The sequence below is a fragment of the Arthrobacter sp. SPT-J7 genome (assembly GCF_059089965.1).
The window spans coordinates 11896-33425 of sequence record NZ_JBNHFF010000017.1; the positions used below are offsets into that span (position 1 = coordinate 11896).

The window sequence follows — 21530 nt, forward strand, 5'->3', positions numbered from 1 at the left end:
TGCATCAACGCACCACAGATTTCCAGGAGTTCCCATGGCAGTAGCCGTACGCGTCATTCCCTGCCTCGACGTCGACGCCGGGCGCGTCGTCAAGGGCGTCAACTTCGAGGGCCTCCGCGACGCGGGGGACCCGGTGGAGCTGGCCCACCGCTACGACAACGCCGGCGCCGACGAGCTGACCTTTCTGGACGTCACGGCGTCCTCGGGCAATCGCGAAACCACCTTCGATGTGGTTCGCCGGACCGCAGAGGAAGTGTTCATTCCGCTCTGCGTGGGCGGCGGGGTCCGCGGCGTGGCAGAGGTGGACAAGCTTCTTCGCTTCGGCGCGGACAAGGCGTCCATCAATACGGCTGCCGTGGCGCGGCCCGACGTCATCGACGAGATCACCCGGCACTTCGGTTCCCAGGTCCTTGTCCTGTCGGTCGATGCCCGCCGCACCCGCCCCGGGTCCCAGCCCACGCCGTCGGGATTTGAAGTAACCACCCACGGCGGACGCACCGGCACGGGGATTGACGCCATCGCGTGGGCAAAGGAAGCCGCGGACCGAGGCGTGGGCGAGATCCTGCTGAACTCCATCGACGCCGACGGCACCAAGGACGGTTTTGACCTGGAGCTCATCGGCCTGGTCCGGGCAGCCGTCAAGGTGCCGATCATCGCTTCGGGCGGCGCGGGGGAGCCGGCGCACTTTCCGCCCGCCGTGGCAGCAGGCGCCGACGCAGTACTGGCCGCATCCATCTTCCACTGGGGACCGGATGACATGATGTCGCAGGTCAAGACAGCCATCAGGGAAGCGGGCTTCGAGGTCAGGTAATTCCCGCCCTGGGAAAGCAACGCGGGGTTGTCCAGCGCGCTCATCACGAGGGTGGTTTTCCGCGCAAAGCGGCCCCGCGTATCGTCTCTAAAGCCCTACTTCGGCTGACTGGAGGAGGGCGACCGCGTCCGGCTGGCCTTCGAAGGTGACCAGGGCATGGCGGGTCCGGCCGTGTGCATGCATCAGCAGTTCGCCCGGCTCACCGACGATGGCCACCGAAACGGGAGCGCGCTTGGCAACATGCCGCGGTCCTGACGGCCGTACCAGCACGATGCCCAGGTCAACTCCCCGGTACAGGATGGCGGCGCGCTTGACGAGCTCATCCCAGAGGGCGTCTGAATAGGCTTCGTCCAGTGCCCGCGGCGCCCACCGGTCCACGGCGCGGCGCACGTCCTCTGTGTGCACAAAGTACTCAATGAGGTTGGCGCTCTCGTTCAGCCCCTTGATGTTCATGGGCGAGAGAGCCGGCGGCCCGGCGCGGAAAGTGTTGACCAGCCGGGCGTAGGCTTCCGCGGTGGTGATCCTCGCGGCCAGCTTCGCGGTGGCTTGGTCAGATGCCTTCGCCAGGCGCTTGATGATCAAACCAAGTCCCACGGCGGCTTTGCGTTCGCGCAGGTAGAGGTGTGCGGCAAGGTCCCTGGTGCGCCAGCCTTTGCAGAGCGTGGGCGCGTCAGGACCTGCCGCAAGGAGGGTTTCGGCCAGGACTTCTCGGGACGGGTCGACGAAATGCATCACTTGTGAAACTAGCACGAGAGCCGCGCAGTTGGGCAGCGTGGCCAGCGGGGCAGGCGATCCGTTGTTCGTACAGGAATTGGGGCATGGCCAAGGCACTAGACTTGACCTGATGTCTGAGCAGCCCGCCCCCGCCCCAACCACTGATCCCGCCGTGCCTGCCGTGCAGTCGGCAAGTCCGCTACCGGCCGAACTGGCCGCGGCCCTCAAGCGCGACAGCGCAGGCCTGGTGGCCGCCGTCGTGCAGCAATTCGACACCAACGAGGTGCTGATGCTGGGCTGGATGGATGACGAGGCGCTGCACCGGACCATGACCAGCGGGCGGGTCACCTTCTATTCCCGCTCCCGCCAGGAGTACTGGCGCAAGGGAGACACGTCCGGGCACGTCCAGTGGGTAAAGTCCGTGGCCATGGACTGCGACGGCGATGCGTTGCTGGTCCGCGTGGACCAGGTGGGCGCCGCCTGCCACACCGGCACCCGCACCTGCTTCGACGGCAGGGACCTGGCTGTCAGCACCGGCCACGCAGGCTGACATTCTTTACCGCAGGTTGCTGCGGAACGCGGGGGAGGGCTGGCCACCCCTGCAAGCACACCACCAGGCGCCGGCGCGGCCGGCCCTACGAGAACAGGCGGAACAGCATAGCCATGCAGGACCTTGGAATCATCAGCCCGGGCCTTGAGGAGTTCCGGGAACTGGCAGGCCACAGCCGCGTCATCCCCGTACGGCTCAAGGTACTTGCCGACGCCGAGACGCCCATTGGTTTGTACCGGAAGCTCGCGCAGGGGCAGCCCGGAACGTTCCTGATGGAGTCCGCTGCAGTGGGCGGGGCATGGTCCCGATACTCGTTCATCGGCGCCAGGTCACGGGCAACACTGACCACCAAGGACGGGAACGCCCACTGGCTGGGCGAGCCCCCCGCGGGCGTTCCGGTGGACGGCAGCCCGGTGGATGCCGTCCGCGACACCATCGAGGCCCTCCGCACGGACAGGTTCGTTGGCCTGCCGCCCTTCACCTCCGGCCTGGTGGGTTTCCTGGGCTGGGAAACAGTGCGGCATTGGGAGCGCCTGGTGAGCCCGCCCGAGGATGACCTGCAACTGCCGGAGATGGCGCTGAACCTCGTCACGGACATGGCCGTGCACGACAACGTTGACGGCACGGTGCTGCTGATCGCCAACGCCATCAATTTCGATGACAGCTCCGAACGCGTGGACGAGGCGTGGCATGACGCCGTGGCACGGGTCAGGGCGCTACTGGCCAAGGTCAGCACCCCGGTGGCGCAGCCCGTCTCGGTCCTGGCGCCGGCCGCGCTGGACTTCGCGTCCAGCGTCCAGGAACGCTGGGACGAAGCCGAGTACCTGGCTGCGCTGGACCGCGGCAAGGAAGCCATCGTGGACGGCGAGGTGTTCCAGGTGGTGATTTCCCGCCGCTTCGAGATGGAATGCAAGGCGTCCGCCCTTGACGTTTACCGGGTCCTGCGCAACACCAACCCGAGCCCCTACATGTATATCTTCAGCCTCGAGGACGCCGAGGGCCGGGAGTACTCGATCGTCGGGTCGTCGCCGGAGGCCCTCGTGACCGTCACCGGTGAAGAGGTCATCACACACCCGATCGCCGGATCCCGCCCGCGCGGCAAAACCGTCGAGGCAGACAAGGCACTCGCTGAGGAGCTCCTCGCGGACCAGAAGGAACGGGCCGAACACCTGATGCTCGTTGATCTCTCCCGCAACGACCTTTCCAAGGTGTGCGTGGCCGGAACAGTGGATGTCACACAGTTCATGGAGGTGGAACGCTTCAGCCATATCATGCACCTCGTCTCCACCGTGGTGGGCCAGCTCTCGCCGAAGGCGAAGGCTTACGACGTCCTGAAGGCCACGTTTCCCGCCGGAACGCTGTCCGGAGCCCCGAAGCCCCGCGCCCTGCGGCTCCTCGACGAGCTTGAACCGCACCGCCGCGGCATCTACGGCGGAGTGGTGGGCTACCTGGATTTCGCCGGCGACATGGACATGGCCATCGCCATCCGCTCCGCGCTGCTGCGTGAGGGCCGGGCATATGTCCAAGCCGGCGGGGGCATCGTGGCTGATTCGGTCAACCCCTCCGAAGCCCTCGAAACGGTCAACAAGGCTGCGGCTCCGCTCCGCGCGGTGCACACGGCCGGCTCGCTGCAGGACATCTCGGCGGACACCTTGCCGGGCGGGACCGGTTCCTGATGTCCGGCCTGGATCCGGCAGCAGGCCACACGGCCACCACCGAGAAGAGCTCCGGCACCCCAGCCTGGGCGCGAAAGTCGACGTTGGTCCTGCTCGTCGCCGTCCTGGCGCTGGCAGTATTCGGCACCACCACCCAAACATGGTTGGCGGTCACCCTTGATCCGAACCAGGTGGGCCAGGCCGGCGGTGCGCAAACAGCGTTGGAGGTCCAGGGCAGCAAGGCGGCCACTGCCGTCACAGCGCTGGCCCTCGTGGCTCTCGCGGGCGGGCTTGCTGCCGCGATCGCCGGCAGGATCGCGAGGTGGATCATCACCGCCATCATCGTCCTGGCGTCAGCCGGGATCGTTGCCGCCGCGGCCACCGTCCTGGCCAATCCGCTAGCGGCAGCCCAGGGGGCTATCGCAGCGGCAACCGGGATTACGGGCAGCCAGGCGGAAGTGGCGGTGACCGCCTTCCCGGTGCTCGCTGTCGTGGCAGGCTGTTTGCTGGCTTTGGCAGCCCTGCTCATCGTCCCTGCCGGGCGGCACTGGAAGACCAGGACGAAATATGACGCGCCCGCTTCCGGCAGTGCGGCCCCGCCGGCAGGCCCCGTGGACGAGATCGACAGCTGGGACCGGCTCTCCCGGGGCGACGACCCCACCTGAGCCGTCGCCCTGCGCCGACGCCGCGGCAGGCCGCCGATACGCGGCCACCGGCCAATAAATGGCAGAATGTAAGCAGTATCCACCCTGAGGAGATTTCCAATGAGCAAAGCACCTGCGTCCGTTTCCAAGTCAGGCACCCGCACGGTAGCCCCCGGCGCCATCGACCACAGCCAGGAACTTGGCCACGGCAACAGCCCCGCGGCCTGGACCTGCGTCATCGTGATGCTGGTGGGCGCCCTCATCATGTCCATCGCATTCGTCATCGCCAACACCCCCATCTTCATCGCCGGCGGCGGCGTGATGGTGCTTGGGCTGATCCTCGGCTTCATCATGCGCAAGGCAGGCTACGGCGTCGAAGGCAGCAAGCTGAAGAACTCCGGCCACTGATGTCAACTGTTCTCGATGACATCAACGCCGGTGTCAAGGAGGATATGGACGCGCGGAAACGCCTTGTTTCCCTCGCTGAACTGAAGGACCGGGCCCAGGCCGCAGCGCCCGCCCGCGATGCCTGGGCCGCGCTCGGCGGTACCTCCCCGTCCCGGGAACAGCTGAAAGTCATCGCGGAAATCAAACGTCGCAGCCCCTCCAAAGGCCACCTCGCCGCCATCGGTGATCCCGCCTCGCTCGCACTGCAGTACGCCGATGGTGGTGCCTCCGTCATCAGTGTCCTCACGGAACAGCGCCGCTTCAACGGCTCGCTCGCGGACCTCGATGCCGTGCGTGCCGTGGTGGACGTTCCGCTGCTGCGCAAGGACTTCACCCTCGACGAGTACCAGATCTGGGAAGCCCGTGCCCACGGCGCGGACCTGGTCCTGCTGATCGTGGCGGCCCTCTCCGACGCACAGCTCACCGAGTTTTCTGCGCTCAGCTCCGAACTCGGCATGAACGTGCTGGTGGAAACCCACACCGAAGAGGAAGTTGAACGGGCGGTCGCCGCCCGGGCGCGGATCATCGGTGTCAACGTGCGGAACCTGAAGACGCTCGACGTCGACCGTTCCGTGTTCGCTTCCCTGGCAGGGCTGATTCCGGCCGAGGCCCTCGTGGTCGCCGAATCCGGCGTCCGCGACGTGGACGACGTCACGCACTACGCCGCCAGCGGCGCAAACGCAGTACTGGTGGGCGAGGCCTTGGTGAGCCACTCCACCCCGCGCGAGCGGATTGCCGAATTTACGGCGGCAGGCGCCGCGGCCATCGCCGCCCGCGGCTGACCGGACCCCCTGCACCCACCACCGTGGACAGGGGCTGTTTGCCGCCCGCGGACATTTGTCCCGGCCCCGCAGCCGGAACACCACACTCACTGAACGATCAACTGGAACAGGACGGGACTGATGGCCGACGCACCCTCAGCGAACGCTGACAACAACGCCGCGGAAGCATTCCTGCAGGGCGGCTCCCTCAAGCACGCCCCGGGACCCTACTTCGGCAGCTACGGGGGACGCTGGATGCCGGAGTCCCTTATCGCCGCTTTGGACGAACTCGAGGAGACCTTCGACAAGGCCAAGGAGGATCCCGAATTCCGGGCCCAGATCGCGGACCTGAACAGGAACTACTCCGGTCGTCCTTCCCTCCTCACGGAAGCAAAGCGCTTTTCGCAGCACGCCGGGGGAGTGCGGATCTTCCTCAAGCGCGAGGACCTGAACCACACCGGTTCACACAAAATCAACAATGTCCTCGGGCAGGCCCTGCTCGCCAAGCGCATGGCCAAGACCCGCGTCATCGCCGAAACCGGCGCAGGCCAGCACGGCGTGGCCAGCGCCACTGCCGCTGCCCTCATGGGGTTGGAATGCGTGGTCTACATGGGTGCGGAGGACTGCCGGCGCCAGGCGCTGAACGTTGCCCGCATGGAGCTCCTGGGCGCCACCGTCATTCCTGTCACCAGCGGCTCGCAGACCCTCAAGGACGCCATCAACGACGCCCTGCGGGACTGGGTAGCCAACGTGGACAACACCCACTACCTCCTCGGCACCGCAGCCGGCGCGCACCCGTTCCCGGCCATGGTCCGGTACTTCCACGAAGTCATCGGTGAAGAAGCCCGCGCCCAGATCCTGGAGCAGGAGGGCAGGCTCCCTGACGCCGTCTGCGCCTGCATCGGCGGCGGCTCCAACGCCATCGGCATCTTCCACGGCTTCCTTGACGATCCGTCCGTCAAGATCTACGGCTTCGAGGCAGGCGGCGACGGCGTGGAGACCGGCCGCCACGCGGCCACCATCACGCTGGGCAAGCCCGGCGTCCTGCACGGCGCCCGCTCCTACCTCATGCAGGACGACGACGGCCAGACCATCGAGTCCCACTCAATCTCCGCCGGCCTCGACTACCCGGGCGTGGGCCCGGAGCACTCTTACCTCGCCGACATCGGGCGCGTCAGCTACGAGCCGGTCACGGACAGCGAGGCCATGGAAGCGTTCCGGCTCCTGTGCCGGACCGAAGGCATCATCCCCGCCATCGAGTCCGCGCACGCCCTGGCCGGCGCCCTCAGGGTGGGGCAGCGGCTCGCAGACGAAGCCGCCGCCGGCGGGGGGACGGCGCAGGACAAGATCGTGATTGTGAACCTTTCCGGCCGCGGCGACAAGGACGTGGCCACCGCAGCCGAATGGTTTGACCTGTTGGACAAGGATTCCGCCGAAGCGGAAATCGGCAAAGAGGGGGAACAGCTGTGACCACGGCACAGACCATCAGCAAGTCAGCGGCGGCCATCGACAAGGCCCGCGCTGAGGGCCGTGCCGCGCTCATCGGCTACCTGCCCGCCGGTTTCCCCAGCGTGGAACAGACCATCGCCGCCGGCATCGCGCTGGCGGAAAACGGCGCCGACCTCATTGAAATCGGCATCCCTTACTCGGACCCGGTCATGGACGGCCAGGTCATCCAGGCCGCCACCACGGAGGCCCTGGCAAACGGCTTCTCGGTACGCCAGGTCTTTGACGTGGTGGCAGGCATCACCAGCAAGACCGACGCGGCTGTCCTGGTAATGACCTACTGGAACCCCGTGGTCCGGATGGGTGTGGACGAGTTCTCGCGGCGCCTGTCCGAGGCCGGGGGCGCCGGGCTCATCACCCCGGACCTCATCCCGGACGAGGCAGCCGAGTGGATGGAAGCGTCGGACAAATACGGCCTGGACCGGGTGTTCCTTGTGGCACCGTCCTCCACCACCGAGCGCATGCAGCGGACCGTGGACGCGAGCCGCGGCTTCGTCTACGCCGTGTCCATCATGGGCGTCACTGGCGCACGGACCTCGGTCAGCACCGCAGCCAAGGACGTGGTGGCCGCGGCCCATGCGGCCGGCGCAGAGCGTGTCTGTGTGGGACTCGGTGTCTCCAACGCCAATCAGGTCCGCGAGATCGCGGCATACGCTGAAGGCGTCATTGTGGGCACGGCACTGGTGGCCGCAATCCGCGACGGCGGCGTGGACGCCGTCGGTGCCCTCACCAAGGACCTCAGCACCGGATTGACCAGGGAAGAGGCCTAATCCATGCAGACGCTCCTCCAGGCAGCCGCCATGGTGCCGGCCAGCATCCCCAGCCCGGACTGGTCCGGCTTCGACATTCCCCTGCCCTGGGGAACGCTGCGTATCCACGCTTACGCCCTGTGCATCTTGGCAGGAATCGTGGCGGGCCTGTGGCTGACCTCTGCCCGCTGGGCTAAGCGCGGAGCACCTGAAGGCAGTGTCTGGGACATCGTCGTCTGGGCGATCCCGTTCGGCATCATCGGCGGCCGGCTCTACCATGTGGTTTCGTCGCCGGACGCCTACTTCGGCCCAGGCTTCGACGGCACCGGGGACCTCTCCCTGATCCCGCAGATCCAGCGTGGCGGCCTGGGCATTTGGGGCGCCGTACTCCTGGGTGTGGTGGGGGCGTGGATCGGCTGCCGCCGCAGCGGGGTTAAGCTCAGTGCCTTCCTCGACGTTGCCGCACCCGGGCTGCTGCTGGCCCAGGCCGTGGGGCGCTGGGGCAACTACTTCAACCAGGAACTGTTCGGCGGCCCCACCACCCTGCCGTGGGGGCTGCAGATCGATGCCGACAACGCCAACTTCCCCGCCGGAGTCCCCGCCGACACCCTCTTCCACCCCACATTCCTCTACGAATCGCTGTGGAACCTGGCCGGCGTCGTCATCCTGCTCGCCCTGGACCGGAAGTTCAACTTCCGCCGCAGCAGGCTGTTCTGGCTCTACGCCATGTATTACACACTGGGCCGGGTCTGGATCGAAGCCATGCGCATCGACGATGCCGAGCAGATCTCGCTGTTCGGCATCACCACCCGACTCAACGTCTGGACCAGTATCTTCGTTTTCCTGGCCGCCCTGGTGGCGTTCATTTTGCTGGGTATGAAAAAGCGGACTGAGCCGGACAGCGTCTACCTGCCGGGCCGGGAACCGGCGGAAAAGCAAGAGGCGGAGCCGGAGAAAAACGCCGTCTCAGCTGCCGGCGATTCGGTCCGTGATACGGACTCTGTTGTCTCAGATAGTGAATCGCGTGATAATCTCCCTGATAACCAAAACGGTTCCCGGCGTGCGTCCGTCCCCACGGAACATGCCGAGGCTGCGCCGGCGGGCCCCAAGCCCGGATCGGACGCAAACGCTGCCGGAAGTTCCGGCAGCACGGCCACAGGAACCGCGCCGGAAGCCGGCACTACGAAGTAGTGCGCGGGCCAGGCAGGGCAGCGGAGCCACCGCTCGAAGCGCCCAATCACCACAGTGTCGTGGAATCGGGGCCACCCTGGGCAGCATAGCGCTGCTGCCCAGTGTTGCCCGGGGCAGGGGCCTGCTTAACTGTTAGTTCAGGAGGCCATGCTGACCTACAATTTCCAGTAATCAACACTTTGTTGTGCCCACAATCGCGGCGCCGACGAGTGGGGCCAACGGTGTCCCTTCCATACGCACGATCAGGAGGAAGGACGTCTCCCATGAGCCAAACTCTTCACACTCCCAGTTGGTCCGAACCGGACCAGCCTGAGGCTGCCATGTCGCCGTTCAAGCGCTTCGCCGCCCTGCCGGAGGCAAAGGGGCTGTACAACCCGGAGCAGGAGAAGGACGCCTGCGGTCTTGCGATCATCGCCACCCTCCGCGGCGAGCCCGGATACGACATCGTGGACGCCGCCCTCACCGCCCTGCGCAACCTGGAGCACCGCGGTGCCGTGGGCGCTGATGAAGGCACCGGTGACGGCGCAGGCCTCCTGATGCAGATCCCGGATGAGTTCTTCCGCGCGGTCACGGAGTTCGAACTTCCCGCCCCCGGCCAGTACGTTGCCGGCACCGCCTTCCTTCCCGCCGAACAGCGCGAGGCCGACGCCGCCAAGGCAGGCATCGAGGGCCTCGCGGCTGACGAGGGCCTGCAGGTCCTCGGCTGGCGTGAGGTGCCCATCGTCGCCGACCTCGTAGGGGCCATGGCACGCGCCTGCATGCCCTACTTCTCACAGCCCTTCCTGGCGTCCGCCACCGGCGAGGACCTGGACCGCAACGAACTGGACTCCCGCGCCTGGCGGATCCGCAAGCGCGCCCAGAACAAGTTCGGCGTTTACTTCCCCTCGCTGTCCTCGCGGACCATCGTCTACAAGGGCATGCTCACCACCGCCCAGCTCGAGCCGTTCTACCCGGACCTTTCGGACAAGCGCTTCAAGTCCAAGCTCGCGATCGTCCACTCGCGTTTCTCCACCAACACCTTCCCGTCGTGGCCGCTGGCCCAGCCGTTCCGCACCATCGCGCATAACGGTGAAATCAACACGGTCAAGGGCAACCGAAACTGGATGCGCGCCCGGCAGTCCCAGCTCGCCCACCCGCTGCTGGGGGACTCGCCGGAAGAGCTGTACCCCATCTGCACTCCCGGCGCCTCGGATTCCGCGTCCTTCGACGAGGTAGCCGAGCTGCTGTGGCTCTCGGGCCGCCCCATCACGCACTCGATCATGATGATGATCCCGGAGGCGTGGGAAAACCACGCCACCATGGACCCGGCCCGCCGTGCGTTCTACGAGTACCACTCCCTGCTCATGGAGCCCTGGGACGGACCGGCAGCTGTTTCCTTCACTGACGGCAACCTGGTTGGCGCAACCCTGGACCGCAACGGCCTGCGTCCGGGCCGCTTCTGGATCACCGAGGACGGCCTTATCGTCTTTGCGTCCGAGGTGGGCGTCATCGACGTCGAACCTTCAAAAGTGGTGAAGAAGGGCCGCGTTTCCCCGGGCAAGATGTTCCTGGTGGACACCGACGCCGGCCGCATCATCGACGACGAAGAGGTCAAGGCTGAAGTCGCCGCCGCCAACCCGTGGGCGGAGTGGGTCAAGGACAACCTGATCGACCTGAACGAGCTTCCTGAGCGTGAGCACGTGGTGCACACGGCGGCGTCGGTGAACATCCGCCAGCGCACCTTCGGCTACACCACCGAGGAACTGAAGATCCTGCTGGGCCCGATGGCCCGCACCGGTGCAGAGCCGCTGGGCGCAATGGGCTCGGACACTCCGGTGGCGGTGCTGTCCAAGCGCCCGCGCCTGCTCTTTGATTACTTCGTGCAGTCCTTTGCGCAGGTCACCAACCCGCCGCTGGACGCCATCCGTGAAGAGCTGGTCACGTCGCTGACGTGTGCCATCGGCCCCAACGGCAACCTGCTGGACACCAAGCAGGTCCGCCAGCCCCAGATCCAGTTGCCGTTCCCGGTCATCAACAACGACCAGCTTGCCAAGATCGCCAACATTGAGGATGCCGACGGCAACCGTGTCGCGATGAAGGTTCGCGGCCTCTACCGCCCTGAAGGCGGCGAGAACGCGCTCCGTGCACGGCTGACGGAAATCTGCGAGCAGGTATCCGGCGCCATCAACCGCGGCGTGCAGTACATCGTGCTGTCCGACCGCGATTCGAATGCTCAGTGGGCGCCCATTCCGTCCCTGCTGCTGGTCAGCGCCGTGCACCACCACCTGCTCCGCAGCGCCAACCGGACCAAGACCGCCCTGGTGGTTGAAGCCGGTGACGTCCGCGAGACCCACCACGTGGCGGTCCTGATCGGCTACGGCGCCTCCGCCGTCAACCCGTACCTGGCCATGGAATCGGTGGAGCAGCTTATTGCTGCCGGCGACGTCACCGGGGTCACTCCGCAGGACGGCGTCTACAACCTCATCAAGGGCCTGGGCAAGGGTGTCCTGAAGATCATGTCCAAGATGGGCATCTCTACCGTTGCGTCCTACACCGGCGCCCAGACGTTCGAAGCGCTGGGCCTGGGACAGGAACTGGTGGATGAATTCTTCGCCGGTACCCACTCGCAGCTTGGCGGCGTGGGCCTGGACGTTATCGCAGCTGAGGTTTCGGCCCGCCACCAGATGGCGTACCCCGAGGGCGGAATCGAGCAGCCCCACCGCCCGCTCCTGGGTGGCGGCGAGTACCAGTGGCGCCGCGACGGCGAGCCGCACCTGTTCAACCCGGAGACCGTATTCCGGCTTCAGCACGCCACACGTGAGCGCCGCTACGACATCTTCAAGGCGTACACCAGGGGAGTGGACGACCAGTCCCAGAACCTGATGACCCTCCGCGGCCTGCTCAAGTTCAAGAACGAGCGCCCCGCTGTTCCGCTGGAGGAAGTGGAGCCGGTCTCCAGCATCGTCAAGCGGTTCTCCACAGGCGCCATGAGCTATGGCTCCATCTCGCAGGAAGCGCACGAGACGCTGGCCATCGCCATGAACCAGTTGGGCGGCAAGTCCAATACCGGTGAAGGCGGCGAGGACGTGGACCGTCTCCTCGACCCGAAGCGCCGTTCCGCGGTCAAGCAGATCGCGTCCGGCCGTTTCGGCGTGACCAGCCTCTACCTGACCAACGCTGACGACATCCAGATCAAGATGGCGCAGGGTGCAAAGCCCGGCGAGGGCGGCCAGCTGATGGCGCAGAAGGTCTACCCTTGGGTGGCCCGAACCCGCCACTCGACCCCCGGCGTGGGACTGATCTCCCCGCCCCCGCACCACGACATCTACTCCATCGAGGACCTTGCGCAGCTCATCTACGATGCCAAGCGCGCCAACCCCTCGGCCCGGGTACACGTCAAGTTGGTGTCGGAAGTCGGGATCGGCACCGTGGCGTCCGGCGTGACCAAGGCGAAGGCCGACGTCGTGCTCGTTTCGGGCCACGACGGCGGAACCGGCGCCTCGCCGCTGAACTCGCTCAAGCACGCCGGTGTCCCCTGGGAGCTCGGCCTCGCCGAGACGCAGCAGACGCTCATGCTCAACGGCCTGCGAGACCGTGTGGTGGTGCAGGTGGACGGCCAGCTCAAGACCGGCCGCGATGTTGTGATCGCCGCGTTGCTGGGCGGTGAGGAGTTCGGTTTCGCCACCGCTCCGCTGGTGGTGGAAGGCTGCATCATGATGCGCGTCTGCCACCTGGACACCTGCCCGGTGGGCGTCGCCACCCAGAACCCGGAACTGCGGGCACGCTTCAGCGGCAAGCCCGAGTTCGTGGTCAACTTCTTCGAGTTCCTGGCGGAGGAAGTCCGCGAAATCCTGGCTGAGCTGGGCTTCCGGAGCCTGGAGGAGGCCATCGGCCACGCCGAGGTCCTCGACGCCCGGGATGCCGTGAACCACTGGAAGGCCGACGGCCTGGACCTGGATCCGATCCTGCACGGGCTGGAGTTCGACGACGACGCCCCGCTGCGGAACATGACCGGCCAGAACCACGAGCTGGACAAACACTTCGACCAGCGGCTGATCACTATGGCGACTGAAGCCCTTACGGACCGCAGCCCGGTGAAGATCGCAGTGGACGTGATCAACACGGACCGCTCAGTGGGCACCATGCTGGGCCACGTGGTCACCAAGACGTTCGGTACTGACGTCCTGGCCACGGACACCATCGATGTCACCCTCAGCGGCACCGCCGGCCAGTCCCTGGGTGCCTTCCTGCCGGCAGGCATCACCCTGCGGCTGTTCGGCGACTCCAACGACTATGTGGGCAAGGGACTTTCCGGCGGGCGCATCATCGTCCGGCCGGACCGCACCAACGTCTTCAAGGCGGAAACCAACGTCATCGCCGGCAACGTGATCGGCTACGGCGCCACAAGCGGCGAAATGTTCCTGCGCGGCCAGGTGGGCGAACGCTTCCTGGTCCGCAACTCGGGTGCCACCGCCGTCGTCGAAGGCATCGGTGACCATGGCTGCGAGTACATGACCGGGGGCCAGACGCTGATCATTGGCCGCACGGGGCGTAACTTCGGTGCCGGCATGTCCGGCGGCACCGCCTACGTCCTTGATCTGGACGCTGCCAAGGTCAACAAGGACGCTCTGCAGTCCGGTGAACTCCAGCTCCGCGAGCTGGACGCCGAGGACCGCGACATCGTGCACGGCCTCCTGGTCAAGCACGTTGAAGAAACTGATTCCCAGCTGGCCGCGCGCCTCCTCGAGAACTTCGATGACACCGCCGCCCGCATTACCAAGGTGCTGCCGCGCGACTACGCGGCTGTGCTGCAAACCCGTCTCGACGCCATCGAAGAGGGCCTGGACCCTGACGGCGAAGAAGTGTGGTCCCGAATCCTGGAGGTAACCGGTGGCTGATCCACGCGGATTTTTGAAAGTACGTCAGCGTGAAACCCAGCCGCGCCGTCCCGTTCCTGTCCGCATTATGGACTGGAAGGAAGTGTACGAGGCGCAGGAGAAGGGCACCCTGAAGGCACAGGCCGGCCGCTGCATGGACTGCGGCGTGCCGTTCTGCCATCAGGGCTGCCCGCTGGGCAACCTCATTCCCGAGTGGAACGACCTCATGTGGCGGGACAAGGGCGAGGAAGCCATCGAGCGCCTCCACGCCACCAACAACTTCCCGGAGTTCACCGGCCGGTTGTGCCCCGCCCCGTGCGAGGCGTCCTGCGTGCTGGGAATCAACCAGCCTGCCGTCACCATCAAGCAGGTGGAAGTCTCCATCATTGACGAAGCCTGGGACAACGGCTGGGTCAGCCCGCTGCCCCCCGCACGCCTGACCGGAAAGACCGTTGCCGTCGTCGGCTCCGGACCTGCAGGCCTGGCCGTCGCACAGCAGCTCACCCGCGTGGGCCACACCGTGGCCGTGTACGAGCGGGACGACAAAATCGGCGGCCTGCTGCGCTACGGCATCCCCGACTTCAAGATGGAAAAAGAGCAGGTTGACCGCCGCATCGAGCAGATGAAGTCGGAGGGTACCCGCTTCCGCACCGGCGTAGCCGTGGGCACGGACGTGACCTGGGAGCAGCTGCGCAGGCGCTACGACGCCGTCGTGATCTGCACCGGTGCTACCGTTCCGCGTGACCTGCCCATCCCGGGCCGCGACCTCGAAGGGGTGCACTTCGCCATGGATTACCTCGTGCCGGCGAACCGCGCGGTTGCGGGGGAGACGGTGGAAAACCAGATCCATGCCCAGGGCAAGCACGTTGTCATTCTTGGCGGCGGCGATACCGGAGCGGACTGCCTGGGCACCGCGCACCGTCACGGTGCTGCGTCCGTCACCACGCTTGCCATCGGCAAGCAGCCGCCGGCTGAGCGCCAGAGCCACCAGCCGTGGCCGACGTTCCCCACACTGTTCGAAATGGCCAGCGCCCACGAGGAAGGCGGCGAGCGGACCTACCTTGCCTCCACTGTTGAGTTCGTTGGCGAAAACGGCAGGCTCACCGGCGTCAAGGTCGCGGAAACCGAATTCGTTGACGGCAAGCGCCTGCCCAAGGCCGGTACGGAGCGGATCATCCCCGCGGACCTGGTCTTCCTGTCCCTCGGGTTCACCGGCGCCGAGCCGGCCGGCATCACCGAACAGGTCAACGCCGAGTTCGACGGCCGCGGCAACGTGTCCCGCGACGGTTACTACATGACCAACACCGAGGGTGTCTTTGTTGCCGGCGACGCCGGGCGTGGGCAGTCCCTGATTGTCTGGGCCATCGCCGAAGGACGCGCCGCCGCAGCAGCAGTGGACAAGTACCTGATGGGCAGCACTATCCTGCCTGCACCCGTGGCGCCCACCGATCGGGCCATCGCCGTCCTCTAGTGCAGCTTCGAGGATTCACCTCCACGACAACTTAACCAATGCAAGAGACCAATAGGGTAGGTATATGAGACGCGCAAAAATTGTGGCTACGTTCGGCCCGGCAATTGCCAGCTACGAAAACACCCTCGCGGTGCTGGAGGCAGGCGTTGACGTCGCCCGCATGAACATGAGCCACGGCGACTACACCGTGCATGACAACACCTATGAGAACGTCCGGAAGGCTGCAGCCGATCTCGGCAAGGCAGTGGCCATTATGGCTGACCTGCAGGGACCGAAGATCCGCCTGGGCCGTTTCGTTGACGGTCCGCACGCCCTCGCCGTTGGTGACGCCTTCACCATCACCACCGAGGACGTTCCCGGTACCAAGGACATCTGCTCCACCACCCTGAAAAGCCTCACCGAGGACGTCAACGTGGGTGACGCCCTGCTGATCGACGACGGCAAGGTGGCGCTGCGTGCCACGGCTGTGGACGACGTCAAGGTTGTTGCCGAAGTGACCGTGGGCGGCATGGTGTCCAACAACAAGGGCATCAACCTTCCCGGCGTTGCCGTCAACGTCCCCGCTCTGAGCGAGAAGGATGAAGACGACCTCCGTTGGGCCATGCGCCGCGGCGTTGACCTGGTGGCACTGTCATTCGTACGTGACGCCACTGACATCACCCGCGTGCACGAGATCATGGACGAGGAAGGCCGCCGCGTCCCGGTCATCGCCAAGATCGAAAAGCCGCAGGCCGTTGAGCAGCTCCCCGAGATCATCGACGCGTTCGATGCCATCATGGTGGCCCGTGGCGACCTTGGTGTGGAGCTTCCCCTGGAGGAAGTGCCGATCGTCCAGAAGCGTGCCATTGAACTCGCCCGCCGCTGGGCCAAGCCGGTCATTGTGGCAACCCAGGTCCTGGAATCCATGATCGACAACCCGCGCCCGACGCGCGCAGAGGCTTCCGACTGCGCCAATGCCGTGCTGGACGGTGCGGACGCGGTGATGCTCTCCGGGGAGACCAGCGTGGGCAAGTACCCGATCGAGACCGTCAAGGTGATGGCCCGGATCATCGAGTCCACAGAGGTCCACGGGCTGGAGCGCGTCCCTCCGCTGGGTACCAAGCCCAAGACCCGTGGCGGCGCCATCACCCGTGCCGCCGTCGAAATTGCCGACCAGCTGGACGCCAAGTACATCTGTGCGTTCACCCAGTCCGGTGACTCGGCACGCCGCCTCTCCCGCCTGCGCCCCATCAAGCCCGTCTTCGCGTTCACTCCTGTGGAGCAGGTATGGAACCAGCTGGCGCTCACTTGGGGCATCCAGCCGGTGCTCGTCCAGATGGTGGACCACACGGATGAGATGACTGCGCAGGTTGACCGCAGCCTCCTGGAGATGGGCCTCGTCGACGACGGCGACCTGGTGGTTATTGCCGCCGGTTCGCCTCCCGGAAAGGCCGGTTCCACCAACTCCCTCAAGGTGCACAAGGTGGGCGACCTCGCCGACACCGCCCGTGTTGGTGAAGCCGTGAGCAACAAGGAAAAGCTCGGCCCCTGGCCGGAAAAGAAGAAGAAGGCCTAGGGCTTTCGGACAGCGAAAAGGACCCCTGCCGCTTGGCAGGGGTCCTTTCTTCTGTCTACGACAGTGCTGTTAGTTGACCTGGTTGATGATGGTCTCTGCCACTTCCCGCATGCTGAGGCGGCGGTCCATGGAGGTCTTCTGGATCCAGCGGAACGCTTCCGGCTCCGTCAGGCCCATCTTGGTGGTGAGGAGGCTCTTGGCACGCTCCACGAGCTTGCGGGTGGCGAACTGCTCCTGAAGGTCGGAAACTTCACTTTCGAGCGCCTTGATCTCCTCATGGCGGGAGAGGGCTATTTCCAGTGCCGGGATAAGGTCGGCAGGAGTGAAAGGCTTCACCACGTAGGCCATGGCGCCGGCATCGCGGGCGCGCTCCACAAGTTCCTTCTGGCTGAAGGCGGTCAGCAGCACGACGGGGGCGATGCGGGCCTTGACGATCTTCTCTGCTGCGGAAATGCCGTCCATGACGGGCATCTTGACGTCCATCAGGACCAGATCCGGCTTCAGCTCTTCAGCCAGCTGGACGGCCTTCTCACCGTTGTCTGCTTCGCCGATGACGTCATAGCCTTCGCCCCGCAGGATTTCGATGATGTCGAGGCGGATGAGGGTTTCATCCTCGGCCACAACGACGCGGCGCGCCGGCTGGGACGTGGGTTTTGACTCCGTATGTTCAGTCACGGGATCTCCTTGGAAAGGTACGGCGGGAACATCACTATCTTAGTTGCGCCCGGTCCTGTACTTGATCTGCATGGTCGGTGTGCGGCGACGGCGGCGCGATTCTGAAATTCAGCCTATCTGCATGTAGAGTAATTCCGCGTACGTGAAGCGATCGCGTTGCTCACAATCAGCTGTGGGCGTAGCCTTTTGCTTCATGTAATCCGCGCCCGAGTGGCGGAATTGGCAGACGCGCCGCACTCAAAATGCGGTATCGAAAGGTGTGTGGGTTCGAGTCCCACCTCGGGCACAGCATATCCCCTCGTCAGAGGGGTTTTTGCTTTAAGCCTGTTGACATGGCTTGTGGTGGCGTCCCTTTGACGCTAGGTGTGCGGGCTGTGGCCTGGCTGCCGCTGGAGTGTGTAAAAAACCACCCAAAAGTGTGTTCACGGACGCAGCGTTTTTCTATGGCCAGCATCAGTATTCGCACCAAAAAGGACGATTCCAAGTCCTACATTGTGCGTCGGCGGGATCCGAAAACCCCGGTCTAACCAGGGGCTCACCGTTGGCACCCTAATTGAAGCTGAGACCGTGAAGCGGCTGCTCGACGCCAATGGCCAGTCCTTCGAAATCGTCAGCCTTGTCTCCCAGGATGGGTTCGACGGCGATACCGTCATCATCTACAGCGAGCACGACGAGTACCACTACAAGCGGGTCCGCGACGCTCCGGAGATCTCCGGTGGCCGCGGGTGAAAGACCAGGGCTGCCAGCTGGACAGTGCCGACGGGCTGACCCTGACCTGCGGGACAAAGACCGTGAGGGTCGACCAGGAAGGAACCCCAAAGTGAACCGCATGACCGAAGCGGGACAGCCTGGTGTATCCCCTCAACTACTGGCTCTCCCCGGACCTCACGAAGGTCACCCCGCCGCAGGCGCCGTCCCGGCTCCGGCAGCTGGTTGATGCCCAAGGCACGTTGGCGGCGGCCTGGTCCAGTGCGATCAGCGGCGGGCCTGTCCTGGCACTGACCGGCGGATTCGCCCCGGCCTTGTCCGGCAATGCTGCCTGGGTTCTGGTCCTGGGCCTGATCGGTGCGGCCCTCACGGTCGTGGGTGTGCTCTCGTGGAAGCGGGTCCGTGGCAGGCTTCCCAAGGCGGACAGACTGCTCATCACCAGAGGCCCTGGCAGCGCCCGCGGGGGTACCACCATGGTGGCCGTCCTGGCCGGCATCATCGGTGCAGGCTTCACCACAATCCTTCCGTCCGCCGTCGAACGCGGCACAAGCGTTGCAGTGGTCGGAGCGTACCTGCTCATCGTGGCCCTCCTTGTGGCCTGCACCCTGGCCCCCTCAACAGTGTTGGGCCGGGCCCGGCAGTCCTTCCGCCGGCGGCTTTACACTGACCCCAGGCTCCGCAGCGCAGTCGAACAAGACCTGGTCACCTGGCGTGACCCCTACGGCAATGCCGGGTACGGGCCGCTCTGAGTGCCAGCGGGGATAGCTAATACCGGTCGCTTCCCGCCTCTGGTCCCCGGTGGTGCCGTACACATAGGATGCAAATCCACCGCCGATAGAAAGACCCCCGTGAAGCAGAGTATTTTTGCCCGCGTTGCCCAGCTGGCCAAGGCCAACCTGAACGCCCTCCTGGACTCCGCCGAAGACCCCACAGAAGATGCTGGACCAGATGGTCCGGGACTACTCGGAGAACATCCGCGAAGCCGAGGCCGCCGTCGCCCAGACCATCGGCAACCTTCGCATGGCCGAAGACGACCACGCACGCGTGGTGAACGACGCCAACACCTGGGGCAACAAAGCGATCGCCGCGTCCCGCAAGGCCGACGAGTTCCGGGCCGGCGGGAACAGTGTGGACGCCGACAAGTTCGACGCCCTCGCCAGGCTCGCTCTTCAGCGGCAGATGACTGCCGAGTCCACCGCCAAGGACCAGGCGCCGGGGCTGGCCGCGCAGAACGAGGTCGTCGACAAGCTCAAGCAGGGCCTGGACCAGATGCGCGGCAAGCTCGGGGAGCTGACCTATGGACTGCAAGGCTATCGACTACTAGGACGTATCGGGAAAACACCCCGGTGGAGCGGAAGCTTTCGTTGACGGGTAGTTGCCGGAGCGAGCCGCAAGCAGCAGTAAAGCCGCGCCGATGCTGGTGCCCTTTGGTTGACGGGCTCGTGATCGCCGGCCACTTGGTTCCGAGACCATTGACAGATTCGCTAAAGCGTGGGGAGTTTTCACTCAACCAAGCGGTAGCCCTGCGCTGATGGGATGTCGTGTGTGATGTCTTTGGTCACCACTCGTGAGAACCAGCCAAGGTCGAACTCGTATTCGCTAGAAGCCTTGAAGGATGCGGCGACCTCTTCTTGATTGTCAAAAGCCACACCCTGGGACACGTGAATCTTCCCGCAGTTAGTCGTCTCGACCAGAACACCCGCTGTCGAAGCCGAGCCTCTGGTTCCGCCAGAACTTGTATAAGGTTTGGCCGAAATGACCTCGCATCGAATGCTTTCGATCCCAAAGGAGTTCAAAGCGGGCATCAACATGTAAAGAATGGCGTAACCGAAAAATAAGCAACCAGTAAGTTTCCAGTACCACTTCAGTGGCGGTCGCTCAGCAGGCTTTCCCGAGCGGTCGTCTGTTGTCGTCATTCCACCCCCTATCCCGGTCACCCTTTACGCCGTCCCATCCAGCGCGCGTACAGCTCACCGCTGTTCTTCAACAGCCACCCTGAGTAGGCCACGCCGCCGGTGATGCTCAGCTGGGCTGCGGCGATGAGCCCGGTAATGGGGAGCACCTCTGGAGACCTGCCGTTGGGTGTGAATAGGACAAGGGCGGCGGCGATCACGATGGCTCCGGCCACGGAGAATTTGATGACCTTGGGGTTGATCCGGATGCTCTGCTCGACGCGCGGGATGTCGGAGGCAGGCCTCGGGGTCTTTTTGGAGAAACGGGCCCCTAACGTCACTAGCCAGCCCAGGACTGAGAGCCCTGCGCCAAGCAGGAACATGACCGTCCCCGTCTCCGAGTCCTGACCAACGAGCGCGCTCAGTGCAGCATAGACGGCGCCAGCTATCGCGATTATTGCCCCGCACCCCCAGGCAAAGAAGATCCACACCCGGCGCTGCGCATAGCCAAAAGCCTGTGCGCGCGGATCCATTGCCACCACGGCGGCATCCCCCAATGTCATGCCTCCACGTTAACAGCTGCGCGTCGCTCCTCGAGACTGTCAGTGCCCGGGAGGACCATGGTCCTATGACGGCTCCAACTGTTGAGGCGGCGATCCACGAACTGCTGGATCTCGCCTGGAATGTTGTCTACGACCTGCTCGAGGAGCGGGGCCTGCTCGGTGACGGGTTGGAAGTTCAGGAGTACACCGGGATCCATTCCTGGGTGGAAGACCTCACCCGCTACACGGTGGTTCACTCCCGTACGGTTGCGGTCCTGTTCGTGGACACCCGACCCGTGGATGCCATCGCGTTCCACCACGACCTCCTGGGCGCCGACGACCCGAAGAGCTTCTTCCGGCTTCGGATGTAGCCCCTGGACAGCCGGGCCGGACAGAAAAGGTGGCGCACCCCGGGTCATCGGAGCGCGACACCTCTTCGTTCCCTCACCAGGAGTGGGCTACGTCCACGATCAGCCGGGAACCGGACCCTGGCCCGTCCAGAGTGAAGACGCGGAAGGGCAGCCGGGCACGGACGCCCAGGCCGATGCTGGTGGAACCCTCGAAGCTATTCGCGTAGACGACTTGCCGGAAGGTCTGGTAGCCGGCCACGTTGGACAGCTCGGCCTTTGCGGCCGGGTTGTAGGTGACGTTGCCATTGCTGTCATAAGAGGGTGCATTCACGACGACCTGCAGGCGTGCGTTGCCGTAGACCGGAATCGTGAAGCCCGAGCCGTCCTGGATGATCTCCGGAACATAGCGGACGGTGTAGCCGGTGGCAGGGCCGTTGAGGTCGACCACCATCC

At 65.2% G+C, this 21530-nt stretch carries 20 protein-coding genes, 1 tRNA gene and 1 pseudogene; 17 read left to right on the forward strand and 5 right to left on the reverse strand.

The features are described 5' to 3' along the window. The first annotated feature begins 34 nt into the window (after positions 1-34). Positions 35-811, forward strand: a complete 777-nt coding sequence (gene hisF / locus AC5RWX_RS18090; protein WP_494097716.1) for an imidazole glycerol phosphate synthase subunit HisF — start codon at positions 35-37, stop codon at positions 809-811. 87 nt (positions 812-898) lie between these two features. Here hisF and AC5RWX_RS18095 read toward each other — a convergent pair whose 3' ends face one another. Next, positions 899-1543 (reverse strand): TIGR03085 family metal-binding protein, encoded by a 645-nt coding sequence (locus AC5RWX_RS18095; protein WP_494097733.1) that lies wholly within the window; start codon positions 1541-1543, stop codon positions 899-901. 112 nt (positions 1544-1655) lie between these two features. Between AC5RWX_RS18095 and hisI the strand changes: the two genes are divergently transcribed. The 11 genes from hisI (at position 1656) to pyk (ending at position 16910) form a co-directional block, all read left to right on the forward strand. Further along, positions 1656-2075, forward strand: a complete 420-nt coding sequence (hisI, locus tag AC5RWX_RS18100) for a phosphoribosyl-AMP cyclohydrolase (protein ID WP_494097717.1) — start codon at positions 1656-1658, stop codon at positions 2073-2075. Positions 2076-2188: 113 nt separating this feature from the next. Further along, on the forward strand, positions 2189-3751 hold the full coding sequence (locus AC5RWX_RS18105) for an anthranilate synthase component I (protein ID WP_494097718.1): 1563 nt from the start codon (positions 2189-2191) through the stop codon (positions 3749-3751). Next, positions 3751-4395, forward strand: a complete 645-nt coding sequence (locus tag AC5RWX_RS18110; protein WP_494097719.1) for a Trp biosynthesis-associated membrane protein — start codon at positions 3751-3753, stop codon at positions 4393-4395. The genes AC5RWX_RS18105 and AC5RWX_RS18110 overlap by 1 nt, the downstream gene beginning before the upstream one ends. A gap of 99 nt (positions 4396-4494) precedes the next feature. Continuing rightward, the gene (locus tag AC5RWX_RS18115) at positions 4495-4782 is read left to right on the forward strand and encodes an HGxxPAAW family protein (protein WP_458778783.1); all 288 of its coding nucleotides are present in this window, start codon (positions 4495-4497) and stop codon (positions 4780-4782) included. Further along, positions 4782-5603: an indole-3-glycerol phosphate synthase TrpC gene (trpC, locus tag AC5RWX_RS18120; RefSeq protein WP_494097720.1), complete on the forward strand. Its 822-nt coding sequence runs from the start codon at positions 4782-4784 to the stop codon at positions 5601-5603. Before AC5RWX_RS18115 ends, trpC begins: the two co-directional genes overlap by 1 nt. 120 nt (positions 5604-5723) lie before the next feature. Beyond that, entirely contained in the window at positions 5724-7052 is a 1329-nt protein-coding gene (gene trpB, locus AC5RWX_RS18125) for a tryptophan synthase subunit beta (protein ID WP_494097721.1), read from the forward strand. Then, a complete protein-coding gene (gene trpA, locus AC5RWX_RS18130) occupies positions 7049-7858 on the forward strand; it encodes a tryptophan synthase subunit alpha (RefSeq protein ID WP_494097722.1) in 810 nt (269 codons plus the stop codon). Before trpB ends, trpA begins: the two co-directional genes overlap by 4 nt. A 3-nt stretch (positions 7859-7861) precedes the next feature. Next, positions 7862-9028, forward strand: a complete 1167-nt coding sequence (gene lgt, locus AC5RWX_RS18135) for a prolipoprotein diacylglyceryl transferase (RefSeq protein ID WP_494097723.1) — start codon at positions 7862-7864, stop codon at positions 9026-9028. A gap of 263 nt (positions 9029-9291) precedes the next feature. After that, entirely contained in the window at positions 9292-13905 is a 4614-nt protein-coding gene (gene gltB, locus AC5RWX_RS18140; protein ID WP_494097724.1) for a glutamate synthase large subunit, read from the forward strand. Continuing rightward, positions 13898-15355 carry a glutamate synthase subunit beta gene (locus AC5RWX_RS18145; RefSeq protein WP_494097725.1) on the forward strand — a complete coding sequence of 486 codons (1458 nt, stop codon included), beginning with the start codon at positions 13898-13900 and terminating at the stop codon, positions 15353-15355. The genes gltB and AC5RWX_RS18145 overlap by 8 nt, the downstream gene beginning before the upstream one ends. A 64-nt stretch (positions 15356-15419) precedes the next feature. Then, a complete protein-coding gene (pyk, locus tag AC5RWX_RS18150; RefSeq protein WP_494097726.1) occupies positions 15420-16910 on the forward strand; it encodes a pyruvate kinase in 1491 nt (496 codons plus the stop codon). 69 nt (positions 16911-16979) lie between these two features. On the opposite strand, the gene AC5RWX_RS18155 is transcribed toward pyk, so the two are convergent. Continuing rightward, entirely contained in the window at positions 16980-17585 is a 606-nt protein-coding gene (locus AC5RWX_RS18155) for an ANTAR domain-containing response regulator (RefSeq protein WP_494097727.1), read from the reverse strand. Between the two features lie 204 nt (positions 17586-17789). Here AC5RWX_RS18155 and AC5RWX_RS18160 point away from each other — a divergent pair. The 4 genes and pseudogenes from AC5RWX_RS18160 to AC5RWX_RS18175 form a co-directional block, all read left to right on the forward strand. Next, a tRNA-Leu gene (locus tag AC5RWX_RS18160) sits at positions 17790-17871 on the forward strand. Between the two features lie 281 nt (positions 17872-18152). Next, positions 18153-18314, forward strand: a complete 162-nt coding sequence (locus AC5RWX_RS18165; protein WP_494097728.1) for a hypothetical protein — start codon at positions 18153-18155, stop codon at positions 18312-18314. 122 nt (positions 18315-18436) lie between these two features. Continuing rightward, positions 18437-19042: a hypothetical protein gene (locus tag AC5RWX_RS18170; RefSeq protein WP_494097729.1), complete on the forward strand. Its 606-nt coding sequence runs from the start codon at positions 18437-18439 to the stop codon at positions 19040-19042. A gap of 99 nt (positions 19043-19141) precedes the next feature. Next, positions 19142-19589, forward strand: a pseudogene (locus tag AC5RWX_RS18175) (PspA/IM30 family protein); the annotation flags it as partial. Between the two features lie 206 nt (positions 19590-19795). Here AC5RWX_RS18175 and AC5RWX_RS18180 read toward each other — a convergent pair. Both AC5RWX_RS18180 and AC5RWX_RS18185 read right to left on the reverse strand, forming a co-directional pair. Beyond that, the gene (locus AC5RWX_RS18180; protein ID WP_309124096.1) at positions 19796-20209 is read right to left on the reverse strand and encodes a hypothetical protein; all 414 of its coding nucleotides are present in this window, start codon (positions 20207-20209) and stop codon (positions 19796-19798) included. A gap of 17 nt (positions 20210-20226) precedes the next feature. Next, positions 20227-20748, reverse strand: coding sequence for a hypothetical protein (locus tag AC5RWX_RS18185; RefSeq protein WP_494097730.1), 522 nt, complete (start codon positions 20746-20748; stop codon positions 20227-20229). 65 nt (positions 20749-20813) lie between these two features. Here AC5RWX_RS18185 and AC5RWX_RS18190 point away from each other — a divergent pair, with 65 nt between their 5' ends. Continuing rightward, positions 20814-21098 (forward strand): hypothetical protein, encoded by a 285-nt coding sequence (locus AC5RWX_RS18190; protein ID WP_494097731.1) that lies wholly within the window; start codon positions 20814-20816, stop codon positions 21096-21098. Positions 21099-21171: 73 nt separating this feature from the next. Here AC5RWX_RS18190 and AC5RWX_RS18195 read toward each other — a convergent pair. After that, positions 21172-21530: AMIN-like domain-containing (lipo)protein (locus AC5RWX_RS18195; RefSeq protein WP_494097732.1), on the reverse strand; the 359-nt coding region annotated here is incomplete at its 5' end.

What these genes read in the sequence shown, in the direction of transcription:
- AC5RWX_RS18105 (WP_494097718.1), top strand. Translation starts at nt 2,189, where the DNA reads ATGCAGGACCTTGGAATCATCAGCCCGGGCCTTGAGGAGTTCCGGGAA.
- hisI (WP_494097717.1), top strand. Translation starts at nt 1,656, where the DNA reads ATGTCTGAGCAGCCCGCCCCCGCCCCAACCACTGATCCCGCCGTGCCT.
- trpB (WP_494097721.1), top strand. Translation starts at nt 5,724, where the DNA reads ATGGCCGACGCACCCTCAGCGAACGCTGACAACAACGCCGCGGAAGCA.
- hisF (WP_494097716.1), top strand. Translation starts at nt 35, where the DNA reads ATGGCAGTAGCCGTACGCGTCATTCCCTGCCTCGACGTCGACGCCGGG.
- AC5RWX_RS18180 (WP_309124096.1), bottom strand. Translation starts at nt 20,209, where the DNA reads ATGACGACAACAGACGACCGCTCGGGAAAGCCTGCTGAGCGACCGCCA.
- AC5RWX_RS18095 (WP_494097733.1), bottom strand. Translation starts at nt 1,543, where the DNA reads ATGCATTTCGTCGACCCGTCCCGAGAAGTCCTGGCCGAAACCCTCCTT.
- AC5RWX_RS18115 (WP_458778783.1), top strand. Translation starts at nt 4,495, where the DNA reads ATGAGCAAAGCACCTGCGTCCGTTTCCAAGTCAGGCACCCGCACGGTA.
- lgt (WP_494097723.1), top strand. Translation starts at nt 7,862, where the DNA reads ATGCAGACGCTCCTCCAGGCAGCCGCCATGGTGCCGGCCAGCATCCCC.
- gltB (WP_494097724.1), top strand. Translation starts at nt 9,292, where the DNA reads ATGAGCCAAACTCTTCACACTCCCAGTTGGTCCGAACCGGACCAGCCT.
- AC5RWX_RS18185 (WP_494097730.1), bottom strand. Translation starts at nt 20,748, where the DNA reads ATGACATTGGGGGATGCCGCCGTGGTGGCAATGGATCCGCGCGCACAG.
- AC5RWX_RS18110 (WP_494097719.1), top strand. Translation starts at nt 3,751, where the DNA reads ATGTCCGGCCTGGATCCGGCAGCAGGCCACACGGCCACCACCGAGAAG.
- AC5RWX_RS18190 (WP_494097731.1), top strand. Translation starts at nt 20,814, where the DNA reads ATGACGGCTCCAACTGTTGAGGCGGCGATCCACGAACTGCTGGATCTC.
- pyk (WP_494097726.1), top strand. Translation starts at nt 15,420, where the DNA reads ATGAGACGCGCAAAAATTGTGGCTACGTTCGGCCCGGCAATTGCCAGC.
- trpC (WP_494097720.1), top strand. Translation starts at nt 4,782, where the DNA reads ATGTCAACTGTTCTCGATGACATCAACGCCGGTGTCAAGGAGGATATG.